The sequence below is a fragment of the Geodermatophilus poikilotrophus genome, from assembly GCF_900111455.1.
Lineage (GTDB): Bacteria > Actinomycetota > Actinomycetes > Mycobacteriales > Geodermatophilaceae > Geodermatophilus > Geodermatophilus poikilotrophus.
In genome coordinates this window covers 422,976-435,587 of the sequence record NZ_FOIE01000003.1, presented here as the reverse complement: position 1 = coordinate 435,587, position 12,612 = coordinate 422,976, and the positions used below count along the sequence as shown (strand labels likewise).

At 73.4% G+C, this 12,612-nt stretch carries 10 protein-coding genes; 9 read left to right on the top strand and 1 reads right to left on the bottom strand.

Annotated features, from left to right (window positions below; translation table 11 throughout):
- Positions 1-113: 113 nt before the first annotated feature.
- From BMW27_RS09590 to BMW27_RS09580, 3 genes are all read left to right on the top strand, one after another.
- A complete protein-coding gene (locus tag BMW27_RS09590; RefSeq protein WP_091442864.1) occupies positions 114-2,174 on the top strand; it encodes a ferritin-like domain-containing protein in 2,061 nt (686 codons plus the stop codon).
- Positions 2,175-2,367: 193 nt separating this feature from the next.
- Entirely contained in the window at positions 2,368-2,715 is a 348-nt protein-coding gene (locus tag BMW27_RS09585; protein WP_091442861.1) for a hypothetical protein, read from the top strand.
- Positions 2,716-3,027: 312 nt separating this feature from the next.
- Entirely contained in the window at positions 3,028-4,308 is a 1,281-nt protein-coding gene (locus tag BMW27_RS09580) for a threonine/serine exporter family protein (protein WP_245743433.1), read from the top strand.
- A 58-nt stretch (positions 4,309-4,366) separates the two neighbouring features.
- Here the strand turns inward: BMW27_RS09580 and hppD are convergent, their stop codons facing one another.
- Positions 4,367-5,572 (bottom strand): 4-hydroxyphenylpyruvate dioxygenase, encoded by a 1,206-nt coding sequence (gene hppD / locus BMW27_RS09575; RefSeq protein ID WP_091442856.1) that lies wholly within the window; start codon positions 5,570-5,572, stop codon positions 4,367-4,369.
- A 190-nt stretch (positions 5,573-5,762) separates the two neighbouring features.
- Between hppD and BMW27_RS09570 the strand changes: the two genes are divergently transcribed.
- The 6 genes from BMW27_RS09570 to fahA all read left to right on the top strand — a co-directional run bounded on the left by BMW27_RS09570 (position 5,763) and on the right by fahA (position 12,561).
- Positions 5,763-6,281 carry an Lrp/AsnC family transcriptional regulator gene (locus BMW27_RS09570; protein WP_091442854.1) on the top strand — a complete coding sequence of 173 codons (519 nt, stop codon included), beginning with the start codon at positions 5,763-5,765 and terminating at the stop codon, positions 6,279-6,281.
- A 475-nt stretch (positions 6,282-6,756) separates the two neighbouring features.
- Positions 6,757-7,719, top strand: coding sequence for an MBL fold metallo-hydrolase (locus BMW27_RS09565; protein WP_091442852.1), 963 nt, complete (start codon positions 6,757-6,759; stop codon positions 7,717-7,719).
- A gap of 8 nt (positions 7,720-7,727) precedes the next feature.
- On the top strand, positions 7,728-9,311 hold the full coding sequence (locus tag BMW27_RS09560; RefSeq protein ID WP_091442849.1) for an FAD-dependent monooxygenase: 1,584 nt from the start codon (positions 7,728-7,730) through the stop codon (positions 9,309-9,311).
- Positions 9,312-9,332: 21 nt separating this feature from the next.
- On the top strand, positions 9,333-10,538 hold the full coding sequence (locus tag BMW27_RS09555) for a homogentisate 1,2-dioxygenase (protein ID WP_091442845.1): 1,206 nt from the start codon (positions 9,333-9,335) through the stop codon (positions 10,536-10,538).
- A complete protein-coding gene (locus BMW27_RS09550; protein ID WP_091442842.1) occupies positions 10,535-11,368 on the top strand; it encodes a hypothetical protein in 834 nt (277 codons plus the stop codon). Before BMW27_RS09555 ends, BMW27_RS09550 begins: the two co-directional genes overlap by 4 nt.
- Positions 11,365-12,561, top strand: a complete 1,197-nt coding sequence (gene fahA, locus BMW27_RS09545; protein WP_091442838.1) for a fumarylacetoacetase — start codon at positions 11,365-11,367, stop codon at positions 12,559-12,561. The genes BMW27_RS09550 and fahA overlap by 4 nt, the downstream gene beginning before the upstream one ends.
- Positions 12,562-12,612: the final 51 nt, after the last annotated feature.

Sequence of the window (12,612 nt, the reverse complement as noted above, 5' to 3'; positions counted from 1 at the left end):
CCGGTTCCACTCGACGGACCGGCGTGCGGCGGGTTCGGCAGCCGGTCGGTGCGCCGCTGCCGACGCTAGGGTGACCGTCGTCCGGTTGGCCACCGTTCCGCGAAGGCGCCGACATGATCGACACCCGCGAGGAGCTCACCGCGGCGTTGCACGAGGCTGCCGAGCTCGAGCACGGTCTCATGATCCAGTACCTGTTCCCGGCCCTGTCGATGAAGAAGAGGCTGGACGAGGGGTTGAGTGCACCGCAGCAACGGTGCGCGCGCTCCTGGCAGGCCACCGTCCTCCGGGTCGCCGTCGAGGAGATGGGGCACCTGGGCACCGTCTGCAACCTGCTCGCATCCATCGGCGAGGGTCCGCACTTCGACCGCCCGAACTTCCCGCAGCGGTCGGGGTACTACCCCTTCGACTTCGACCTGGTGCCCTTCTCCGACGAGGCCCTGTACCGGATGCTCGTCTTCGAGCTGCCGCAGGGTGAGCCGCTACCGCCTCCGCCGCGCGTGCCGGAGTCGGAGCTCGTTCCCACGAGGTCCGTCCGGGCCTTCGCCGCTGCGCCCGATCCGCTGACCTACGACTACGTCGGCGAGCTGTACGGCAAGATCGCCGACGGCTTCCGGTGCATCGACGAGGAGGAGCTGTTCATCGGTCCGAGGTCTGCCCAGGCCGAGAACAGGTGGTCCGTCGACCTCGACCTCCGCCAGGTCCTGGACCGGAGCTCGGCACTGGCCGCGATCGAGGACGTCGTCGTGGACGGTGAGGGGTCGCCGGCGGAACGGGACAGTTCGCACTACGGGCGGTTCGCGCGGATCCGGCAGGAGTACGAGGAGAGCGGCTTCTTCGCCGCGGCGCGTCCCGTCGTCGTCAATCCGCGGACACGCACCATCCGGGACGCCCCCACCGGGGGGACGCTGCTCGTCGACGAGCGCACCCGGCGGGTCGCCGAGCTGTTCAACGGCGCGTACGGCTCGGTGCTGCTGATGCTGGAGCACTTCTTCGGCGCGACGTCCGAGACGCCGAAGCAGCGGGCGGTCCTCCGCGCCTCCCACGGGTCAGATGATGAGCGTGGCGATCCGGCCGCTGGCCGAGGTGCTCACCGAGATGCCCGCAATGGGGCCGGAGAGCCCCGCGACCGCCGGCGCGCCGTTCGAGATCTACGACCGGGAGTCGGTGTCGCCCTTCCCGTCCGCCCGCTGGACGATCCTGCTCGAACGGCTCCAGGCGGTGGTCGACGAGGCGGTGTCCCTGGGCGAGGACGTCCCCAGGGTCGCCGCCATCGGAGACACCGTGGGGTTCGTCCGTCGCAACCTCGCCGAGGTGGCCGGGTGATCGACCTGGTCTTCCGGGGTTGGTTCCAGTGCCGACTGGCGACCGACCCCGACCCGTACGACGAGCCTCGCGGTGTCTCCGGCTACGTGCACGCCTACGCCGGCGAGCCGGACCTCGATCGCGTGCTGCGGATGCAGGCTCCGCCGTTCGTGCGGGCATACGGGCCCCCGATCGGCGTCCGCGTCCACCAGGTCTGGCGCGACGGACAGCAGCAGGACGAGCACCCCCTGCGGGGTGCGTCGGTCGACCTGGTCGAGGAGCCGAAGTTCGAGGGGCGCAACGGCGTCATCGCGGACGACGGGTTCGAGCCCATCTGGCCCTTCGCGCTGCGGGTGACGCAGGGTCCGTTCGCCCTCGCCCGGCGCGTCGTCCCCGCCGACCCCGATCACCCCTTCGAGGGGCTCTTCGCCGGTGGCGTGGAGAGTGCACCCGCGGAGATCCGGGAGGCGACCGGGATCGGGGACCTGGCGACCGTGTGGGCGGACCGGGTCTCCCGGCTGCAGCAGGACGTCGAGACCGCTGCCGAGCCCGAGCGCACCGCCATCCGGGAACGACTCGAGTTCCTCGAGGCGAACCTCGCAGCGCCGGGGGGAGGCGCGTCCAGGTTCTTCGGTGCGCGGCTCCGGTACAGCTACGAGCTCGCCTCGACGCCCGTGGTCCAGGACCCCGAGGGGTGGCTCACGTCGTCCACCGACGGGGTCAGCCCCTGGCGGGTGGACTTCTGGATGGGCGGGTGGGACGCCGATGTGCTGTGCGGCTTCTGCTGGGGACAACTGCGGCTGCCCTCGACGAGCGGTGCCGCGGAAGAGCACAGGGGCGCGCCACCACGGGTCACCGACCGGCGCCCGTGAGATCGACCGTCGGTTGCGCTGACCATCGTCACCAGGACGTGGTGTGCCCACTGCTCACCGCAGCCGGGTTCCCTGGACTCATGGCTGCCGCGGGCTGCTGGAGGCGGTCTGTTGGTCGTAGGTTGGTCACGTCGTCGCGGACGGCTTCTCCCCGGCCCGCGCGACGTGCTCGACACGAGCTGGAGGGGAACGGATGGCGACCGACCGGCCTGACCCAGGCGAGTTCCTCGAGCTGGCGCAGCGGATGCTGCGCGAGTTGTTCGGCGATCCCCGGCGTGCGGACGACCCGTGGGCGGAGGCGACGCGTCGTCCGCGCGAGCGCACCGAGGTCTCGCGGGGGACCCACGAGCCCAGCGCCGAGGAGCAGCGCGAGAACCTCACGTTCGCCCTCGCCACCCGTGCCGTCGAGGCGCTCGAGGACCTGGCGCTCAACGTCGCGGCGATCCGTCAGCGCCTCGAGCGCACGGACCCGCAGCCCCCGGGAGCGCAGCCCGAGGGCGAGGGGCACGGCCCGGACGGAGCCGACGCCGCGGGGCAGTGACCCCGAGCCCGGTCCACCCCGACCGCAGCGGGCCGACACGATCCCCCCGCACGACGCGTCGTCCTCCGGCGGTCGACCCGCCCGTGGAGCGGGTTCCCGGTCGCCGTGCCCGGCCCTCGCCTGTCGCGGATGTCATGGGACGAACGGCCGGGTGACGACCGGCCGGTGCCGCGCCGGGACATAGCCTGAGACGTGCCCACCTGGCTCCGGACCCACAGGCCGTTCGCGCGTGTCCCGGAGCGGGCATGGCGGGCCATCGCGGGGAACTCCCCGCCGACCGCGCCCATCGGCCTGCGGGCCCAGCCCAGCCGGATGGACGACCTCACCGCGCACGCCGCGCTGGAGCTGGCCCTGCGCATCGGGGAGTCGATGCTGTCCGTCGGCGCGCCCGCGGCCGACGTGACCGCGACGGTGCTGCGGGTCGCGGCCGCCCACGGGCTGACCAGCTGCCAGGTCGACATCACCTTCACGTCGATCACGGTCAGCTACGACCGCGAGGACGCGGTGCCGCTCACCGCGGTGCGGATCGTGCGCACGAGCCGGACCGACTACACCCGGCTGCAGGGCATCAGCGACCTCGCGCGCGAGGTGGCCGCGGGCGGACTCGACGTGGAGGAGGCACACCGCCGGCTGGACCGCGTGGTCTCCGCACCGGCCACCTACCGCAGGGCCGTGAACGCGCTGGGCTGGGCCGGCGTCGCCGGTTGCTTCGGGCTCGTCCTCGGCGGGGGGTGGCTGGAGGCCCTCCTCGCGGCGCTGACCACCGCGCTGATCGAACAGGTGCTGCGTGCCCTCGGCCGGCACAGTCTCCCGCCGTTCTTCCAGCAGGTGGCCGGGGCCGCGCTCGCCACGGGCGTCGCCGTCCTCCTGCTCGCCTGGGACGTCGACGTGCGGACCTCCCTGGTCGTCGCCGCCGGCATCGTCGTGCTCCTGGCGGGACTGTCCCTGGTGAGTGCTGCCCAGGACGCGATCAGCGGCTTCCCGGTGACCGCGGCAGCACGGGCCTTCGAGGTGGTGACGCTGACCGCCGGCATCGTCGTGGGCATCGCCGGGGTGCTCGACCTGGCCCAGCGTGCCCAGCTCCCGCTGACCGTCGTCGAGACCTCGTCCTCCCCCGTGCCGTTCGCCGTCGCGCTGGCCGCGTCCGCCGGCATCGCCGGGTTCTGGTCCCTGGCCTGCCACTCCCGCCCGCGCTCGGTCGTCCTCGCCGCGGGAGCCGGAGCGCTGGCCTGGACGACGTTCTGGGCGACCGGGGACCTGGGGGCGGGTCCCGCGCTGGCCAGCGGCGTCGCGGCCGTCGTCCTCGGGTTCAGCGGCGAGGTGCTGACCGACCGGCTGCGGGTCCCCACGCAGGTCATCGCGGTCTGCGGCATCGTCCCCCTGCTGCCCGGTCTGGCGATCTACCACGGCCTGTTCGCCATCGTCGTCGACGCCGACATCGAAGGTGGGCTCTCCGCGCTCGTCGGAGCCGCCGCCGTCGGGCTCGCCCTCGCCGCCGGCGTCACGCTGGGCGAGTACCTCGGCAGGCCGATCAGCGGCGCGCGGGACCGCTACGACGAGCGCGTCCGCCGTCGGGCCATGACCACCGAGTGAGCTCCCCGCCGGTCGCGCCCCGGACCACGCCGAGCGGCCCCGACCACGCGGGGTGTCGTCAGAAGTTGCCGCGCTTGCGCTGCTCCCGCTCGATCGCCTCGAACAGCGCCTTGAAGTTGCCGATGCCGAAGCCCAGCGAGCCGTGCCGCTCGATGAGCTCGAAGAAGACGGTCGGCCGGTCGCCGAGCGGCTTGGTGAAGATCTGCAGCAGGTAGCCGTCCTCGTCGCGGTCGACCAGGACCCCGCGCTCCTGCAGTTCCTCGATGGGCGCGCGGACCTCGCCGATGCGCGCCCGCAGTTCGGGGTCCTCGTAGTAGGAGTCCGGTGTGGCGAGGAACTCGATGCCCTCGGCGCGCAGCGCGTCGACCGTGGTCAGGATGTCGTTCGTGGCCAGCGCGACGTGCTGGGCGCCGGGACCGCCGTAGAATTCCAGGTACTCGTCGATCTGCGACTTCTTCCTGCCGATCGCCGGCTCGTTGAGCGGGAACTTCACCCGGTGGTTGCCGTTGGCCACCACCTTGCTCATCAGCGCCGAGTAGTCCGTGGCGATGTCCTCGCCGACGAACTCCGCCATGTTGGTGAAGCCCATGACCCGGTTGTAGAACTCGACCCACCGGTCCATGGCACCGAGCTCCACGTTGCCGACGACGTGGTCGACGGCCTGGAACAGCCGCCTGGGGGCGCCGTCCCGCTTGACGTAGGTGGAGCGGCGCTCGACGTAGCCGGGCAGGTACGGGCCCGTGTAGCGGGAACGGTCGACCAGGGTGTGCCGCGTGTCCCCGTAGGTGGCGATCGCCCCGAGCCGGACGGTGCCGAACTCGTCGCTGACGTCGTGCGGCTGCTCGAGGACCGTGGCCCCCTGGGCGGCGGCGTGCGCGATGCACCGGTCGACGTCCGGGACCGACAGGGCGATGTCGACGATGCCGTCGCCGTGCTTGCGGTGGTGGTCGGCCAGTGCGCTCGACGGGTCGTAGGCCCCCGTGACCACGAAGCGGGCCGCGCCCGACTGCAGCACGTACGCGAGGTGGTCGCGGTTGCCGGTCTCCGGGCCGGAGTAGGCGACCAGCTCCATGCCGAAGGCCGACTGGTGGAAGTGCGCCGTCTGGGTGGCGTTGCCCACGACCCACACCAGCGCGTCCCACCCCGAGACGGGGAAGGGGTCGCCGGAGGCGTCGTACTCCACCAGCCCGACGAGCTGCTTCAGCTGCTCGAGATCCAGCTGCGCCAGGCGCTCGTCGTCGTTCAGTGCCTGCTCGAGGCTCATGCTCGTCCCCTCTCGTCCAGCAGCAGTGCGTCCGGGGTGTCCGCTCCACTGGACACGAGCGGAGAGGACCTGCGCAACCAGCACTCCTGATCCTGCGCCGACTGCCTGACCCGAGCAGCGGAGGACGAGGCGAGCTGGGCAGGATGTCCAGTCGAGACGCGATCGCGCTGGCTGAAGAGGACGGACCGGGGTGACGGGCAGACGAACACTCGACGCTCTCGACGTGGCCCTGGTCGCGGCACTCCGGGAACACCGCCGGGCCGGGATCCTCGAGCTCTCCCGGATCACCGGGGTCGCCAGGGGAACCGTCTCCGCGCGGCTGCAGCGCCTGGAGGACTGCGGGGTGATCACCGGCTACGGCCCCGACATCGACGTCCGTGCGGCGGGCTTCGGTGTGCAGGCGTTCGTCACCCTGGAGATCGCCCAAGGAGCGATCGAGGACGTCCGACAGGACCTGGAGAGCATCCCCGGCGTCCTCGAGGCGCATGCCACCACGGGCAGCGGGGACGTCCTGTGCCGGGTGGCCGCCAGCTCGCACGAGGCCCTGCAGCAGACCCTCGTCGACCTCAACAGGTCGGCGTCCGTGGTCCGCTCGACCAGCGTGGTCGCCCTCTCGCAGCTGGTGCCGTGGCGGACCCTCCCCCTGCTGCAGTCCGAGGCGACCCGCGACGCCGGGCGGTCCGGGATGCACCTCGCCGACGGGAGCTGAGCCGAGGCGGCGGCCCGGCCCGACTCAGCCCGCCGTCGCCCTCGCATGCCGCCTGCTCCCGAGACCGGGCCGGAGAGCGCGAGGACCAGGCCCGACACGGGGACGACGACCATCCCGGCACCCGCCACCGCTCCCGGGGCGCGGGCCGCTCCGTGGTGGCCCAGCCGTCCGAGAGCAGCGGGTGACCCACCACCACCGCCGCGGACACCGCGGCCGGCTGCACCCACGTCCGACGACGGCACAGCAGCGCGAGGTGCACGGCGCACGGCGGGCAGGCCATCCCCACGAGGAGCAGCGCCACGACCTGCACGGACGACGGCTCGACGCCGGTGGCCCGGGCCATCTGCGCGCGGCCCGGGCGGCGTTGTCCGGAGGACAGCAGCTCTTGTGCCGGGCACCACCGCGCCCTACCATCGAACCAGTAAGTGAACCAGTGGTCCGTTTATCGAACGGTAGTGCACCTGGAGCCCTCCCCATGGCAGCCAAGCCCTTCGCTTCGTCCGCCGACCTCGGCGTCAAGGAGCAGACGCTCGAGGTGCTCGCCGACGGCGTGTACGCCCTGACCGCGGAGGGCGACCCGAACCTGGGCGCCATCGAGGGCGAGGACTTCCTCGTCTGCTTCGAGGCGCTGGCCACCCCTGTGGCCGCCCGGCGGTGGCTGGCGAAGCTGCGCGAGCACACCGACAAGCCGGTCCGGTACCTGGTGCTCAGCCACTACCACGCGGTCCGCGTGCTGGGCGCCAGCGCGTTCGACGCCGAGGTGGTCGTCAGCTCCGAGCAGACCAGGCACCTCATCGAGGAGCGCGGCCAGCAGGACTGGGAGAGCGAGTACGGCCGGATGCCCCGGCTGTTCGAGGAGCCGGAGTCCATCCCCGGCCTCACCTGGCCCACGATGACCTTCCGGGACAAGCTGACCATCGAGCTGGGCGGCGATCGCGGCGAGCTGGTGCTGGAGTTCCTCGGTCGCGGGCACACCGAGGGCGACATCGTCGCCTGGCTGCCCGAGCAGGAGATCGTCTTCGCCGGCGACCTCGTCGAGTCCCAGGCCGCGCTCTACACCGGCGACGCGTTCCACTTCGACTGGGCCGCCGGCACCCTCGACCGGGTCAAGGCCCTGGGCGCGCAGCAGCTGATCGGCGGCCGCGGCGCCATCGCCCGCGGCCGCGACCAGGTCGACGCCGCGATCGAGCAGACCCGCGACTTCCTGCTCACCATGCAGCGCACCGTCGGTGAGGCGCACCGCTCCGGCGGCACCCTCAAGGACGCCTTCGCCGCCAACCACGAGGCCCTGGCACCGAAGTACGGCGCGTGGCCGATCTTCGAGCACTGCCTGCCCTTCGACGTGCAGCGGCTGTGGGACGAGTTCTCCGGCATCGAGCGCCCGGTGATCTGGACCGCCGAGCGCGACCGCCAGGTCTGGGACGAGCTCCAGGGATGAGGCCCTCGATGACGACGCCCGTGCTGGTCCTGGGCGCCGGCCCGGTCGGCCAGACCACCGCACTCCTCCTGGCCCGCTGGGGCCTGCGCGTCGTCGTCCTCGACGGCCGCCCCGAGCGGGACGTGATCGGCAGCAAGGCGATCTGCCAGCAGCGCGACGTCCTCGACGTCTGGGACGCCGTCGGCGTCGGCGCCGAGGTCGCCCGCCGCGGGGTCACCTGGACCACCGCCCGCACCTTCCACCGCGACGCCGAGCTGTTCAGCTTCCGGTTCGCCGACCGCGGCAAGTCCCCCTTCCCGCCGTTCGTCAACATCTCGCAGTGCGAGACCGAACGGTTGCTCGACGAGCGCATCGCCGCCGAGCCGCTGGTCGAGGTCCGCTGGGGGCACCTGGTCACCGGCATCGAGCAGGACGGCGAGGGCGTGACCGTCACGTGCGAGAACGGGGTGACCGTCCACGGCTGCTACGCCGTCGCCTGCGCGGGGCCCCGCAGCGACGTCCTGCGGTCGGCCCTGGGGCTCACCTTCGACGGCGAGACCTTCGACGACCACTTCCTCATCTGCGACATCCGGACCGACCTGCCCGGCTGGGAGACCGAGCGCCGGTTCTACTTCGACCCGGAGTGGAACCCGGGCCGCCAGGTGCTCATCCACCCCTGCCCCGACTCGACCTTCCGCATCGACTGGCAGGTGCCGCCGGACTTCGACCTGGCCGCCGAGGAGTCCTCCGGCGGCCTGGACCGGCGGATCCGGCAGGTCATCGGCGACCGCCCCTACGAGGTCGTGTGGAAGTCGGTCTACCGCTTCCACTCCCGGGTGGTCGACCGCATGCGGGTCGGCCGGGTGCTGGTCGCCGGCGACGCCGCGCACCTGGTCTCCCCCTTCGGCGCCCGCGGCCTCAACTCCGGGGTGCTCGACGCGGAGAACGCCGCCTGGAAGATCGCCTTCGTCCTGCGCGGGTGGGCGCCGGAGTCGCTGCTGGACAGCTACCACGATGAGCGGCACGCCGCGGCCCTGGAGAACATCGAGGTCACCGGCGCCACCATGCGGTTCCTGGTGCCCGGCACCGAGGAGGAGGCCCGCCGCCGCCAGGACGTCCTGGAGCGGGCCGCCACCGACCCGCAGGCCCGCGCCGAGGTCGACTCCGGCCGGCTGGCCGAGCCGTTCTGGTACGTCGACTCGCCGCTGACCACACCCGATGAGCGCCGTCCGTTCCCGGGCCGGCCCGCCCGCGGCGACGTCCCCGTCCCCGCGCCCGGCGTCCTGGTGCCCGACTGCCCGGTCACCGTCCCCGGCCGGCCGGACGTCGTCCGGCTGCGGCAGCTGGCCCGCGAGGGCGTCACCGTCCTGCTCGGGGACGACGCCGCCCGGCCGCACCTGCCCGACCTCGGCGACCTGCCGGTCGCGGTGCACCGCATCCGCGACCTCGACGCCGGGCCGACGCTGCGCGAGGCGCTCGGCGCCCGGCCCGACGAGATCTGGGTGCTGCGGCCCGACGGACACGCCGCCGCCGTGGTCACCGACCCGGCCCGGGTCGCCCCCGCGGTGGCCCGGCTGCTCGCCGACCCCGTCCCCAGTCCCGTCCCGGCCTGAGACGCACCGAGGAGGCACCCCATGGCGTTCTACCGGCAGGTGGGCGAGGTCACACCCAAGCGGCACACCCAGTTCCGCCGTCCCGACGGCGGCCTGTACTCCGAGGAGCTGGTCGGCGAGGAGGGCTTCAGCTCCGACTCCGCCCTGCTCTACCACCGGGGCATCCCGTCGGCGATCGTCGACGCCCGGCCGTGGGAACTGCCCGACCAGACGCTCACGCCCAACGCGCCGCTGGTGCCCCGGCACCTGAAGCTGCACGACCTGTTCCCCGGCGAGGAGCACAAGGCGGTCGACGCGGTGACCGGCCGCCGGCTGGTGCTGGGCAACGGCGACGTGCGGATCTCCTACGCGGTCTCGTCGCTGCCGAGCCCGTACTACCGCAACGCCACCGGCGACGAGTGCGTCTACGTCGAGCGCGGCGCGGCGACGCTGGAGACGACGTTCGGCGCGCTGACCGTCGGCCGGGGCGACTACGTGGTCATCCCGCGGACCACCACGCACCGCTGGGTCCCGACCGGGCCCGAGCCGCTGCGGACCTACGCGATCGAGGCCAACAGCCACATCGCACCGCCCAAGCGCTACCTGTCGAGGTACGGGCAGTTCCTCGAGCACGCGCCGTACTGCGAGCGCGACCTGCGCGCCCCGGCCGAGCCGCTGCTGGCCGAGGGCACCGACGTCGAGGTCTACGTCAAGCACCGCGGCACCGGCCCCGGCGGGCTGGCCGGCACGGTGCACGTGCTCCCGGAGCACCCGTTCGACGTGGTCGGCTGGGACGGGCACCTCTACCCGTACGCCTTCAACATCGCCGACTACGAGCCGATCACCGGCCGGGTGCACCAGCCCCCGCCGGTGCACCAGGTCTTCGAGGGCGCCAACTTCGTGATCTGCAACTTCGTGCCGCGGAAGGTCGACTACCACCCGCTGGCGGTGCCGGTGCCCTACTACCACTCGAACGTCGACAGCGACGAGATCATGTTCTACGTCGACGGCGACTACGAGGCGCGCAAGGGCTCGGGCATCGGCAAGGGCTCGATCTCCGTGCACCCCGGCGGGCACTCCCACGGCCCGCAGCCCGGCGCGGTGGAGCGCTCCCTGGGCGTGGAGTACTTCGACGAGCTCGCCGTCATGGTCGACACCTTCCGCCCGCTGGACCTCGGCGAGGCCGGCATCGCCGTCGACGACGGGAAGTACGCCTGGACCTGGTCCGGTCGGGGCCCGTCGGCGTGAGGTCGCTGTTCGCCGGCCTGTTCGACGACGCGGCGCTGTTCCCGCCCGGGGACGCGCCGATGGCCGCCGCCGTCCCGGCGCACCGGGAGCTGCGAGCGCGGCTGGGCGACCTGGTCGGGCCGTTCGTGGTGCCGGCCGCCCGGCTCGGCGAGCTGTCCGCCCACCTGGGGGACGACGCAGCCCCGTTCGGCGTCTCGCTGATCGCGGCGGCCGGTGACCTGCCGGCCGCCGCGGCCCGGGTCGACGCGCACCCCGGCCTGGTCCTCGCCGCCGTCGAGGTGCCGGTCGCCTCCGACGCCGCCACGGCGCGGGAGGCGGTCCGGGTGCTCGACGGCGTGCTGCCGGACGGCGTGCCGGCGGCGGTCGAGCTGCCCCGCACCGCGGCCCGTGACGAGGTGCTCGACGTGCTGACCGGCACGGGTCGCCGGGCCAAGCTGCGCACCGGCGGGGTGCGCGCCGCGCTGTTCCCCTCGCCGGAGGAGCTCGCGGCGGGCCTGGCCGCCTGCGTCGCCCGCGGCGTGGCGCTCAAGTGCACCGCCGGCCTCCACTCCGCGGTCCGGCACACCGACCCGGCCACCGGGTCCACCCACCACGGCTTCCTCAACCTGCTCGCCGCCTGCGACGCGCTCGCCGCCGGCGGACCCGCCGCGGCGGCCGAGCGGTGGCTGCGCCAGGACGACACCGGGGCCCTCGTCGGCGGCTGGTCGCCCGACCGCGTCGCCCGCGCCCGCGCCGTCCTCACCTCCTTCGGCACCTGCAGCGTGCTCGAGCCGGTCGACGACCTCGTCTCCCTCGGCCTGCTGCCCTCCCTCGATCGGACCCCCGCATGACGTGGCTCGACCTGCCCGCCGGCACCGGTCTCGGGCTGGACAACCTGCCCTACGGCGTCTTCTCCACCACCGGCACCGCGCCGCGCACCGGCGTCGCCATCGGCGACTCCGTCCTCGACCTGGCCGCGGCCACCGGCGACGACGTGCACGCCACCGGCTCGCTCAACGCCTTCATGGCCCGCGGGCCGCAGGCCTGGGCGGAGCTGCGCGCGCAGCTCACCCGGTGGTTCACCGACGAGGCCCACCGCCGCACCGTCGAACCGCACCTGGTGCCGCGGTCGGCGGTGACGCTGCACCTGCCCGTGGAGGTCGCCGACTACGTCGACTTCTACAGCTCCCGACACCACGCGGAGAACCTGGGGCGGATGTTCCGGCCGGACTCGGCACCGCTGACGGCGAACTGGAAGCACCTGCCCATCGGCTACCACGGCCGCGCGGGCACCGTGCAGGTCTCCGGGACGCCGGTGGTCCGGCCGAGCGGTCAGCGCAAGCCGACCGACGGGGCACCCGTCTTCGGCCCCTCCCAGCGGCTGGACATCGAGGCCGAGGTCGGCTTCGTCGTCGGCACCCCCTCCGAGCTCGGCCGCCCGGTTCCGCTCGCCGACTTCGGCGAGCACGTCTTCGGGGTCTGCCTGGTCAACGACTGGTCCGCCCGGGACCTGCAGTCCTGGGAGTACGTGCCGCTGGGCCCCTTCCTCGGCAAGTCCTTCCTCACCTCGGTGTCGCCGTGGGTGGTCCCGCTGGCCGCGCTGCAGGCCGCCCGGGTCGCCCCGCCCGCCCGCGACGTGCCGCTGCTGCCCTACCTCGACGACACCGACGCCGACCCCTGGGGCCTCGACATCGCCATCGAGGTCCGCCTCAACGGCCAGCTCGTCTCCTGCCCGCCGTTCGACCTCATGTACTGGACCCCGGCCCAGCAGCTCGCCCACATGACCGCCAACGGCGCGTCCCTGCGCACGGGCGACCTGTTCGCCTCCGGCACCGTCTCCGGCCCGGCCAGGGACCAGCGCGGCTCGTTCATCGAGCTCTCCTGGGGCGGCACGGAGCCGATCACCCTCGCCGACGGCAGCACCCGAACCTTCCTCACCGACGGCGACACCGTCACCCTCACCGCCACCGCACCGGGGGCGTCGGGCGCACGGATCGCGCTGGGTGAGGTCACCGGCCGCGTCGAACCGGCGCCGGCGCCGTGACCGCGCCGTCCCCGGCCGTCTCCCCCGCTGCAGCCCCCTCCTGCAGCCGTT

Coding starts and splice junctions, on each gene's coding strand:
- fahA (WP_091442838.1), top strand. CDS start 11,365: ATGACGTGGCTCGACCTGCCCGCCGGCACCGGTCTCGGGCTGGACAAC.
- BMW27_RS09560 (WP_091442849.1), top strand. CDS start 7,728: ATGACGACGCCCGTGCTGGTCCTGGGCGCCGGCCCGGTCGGCCAGACC.
- hppD (WP_091442856.1), bottom strand. CDS start 5,572: ATGAGCCTCGAGCAGGCACTGAACGACGACGAGCGCCTGGCGCAGCTG.
- BMW27_RS09590 (WP_091442864.1), top strand. CDS start 114: ATGATCGACACCCGCGAGGAGCTCACCGCGGCGTTGCACGAGGCTGCC.
- BMW27_RS09585 (WP_091442861.1), top strand. CDS start 2,368: ATGGCGACCGACCGGCCTGACCCAGGCGAGTTCCTCGAGCTGGCGCAG.
- BMW27_RS09565 (WP_091442852.1), top strand. CDS start 6,757: ATGGCAGCCAAGCCCTTCGCTTCGTCCGCCGACCTCGGCGTCAAGGAG.
- BMW27_RS09555 (WP_091442845.1), top strand. CDS start 9,333: ATGGCGTTCTACCGGCAGGTGGGCGAGGTCACACCCAAGCGGCACACC.
- BMW27_RS09580 (WP_245743433.1), top strand. CDS start 3,028: ATGGACGACCTCACCGCGCACGCCGCGCTGGAGCTGGCCCTGCGCATC.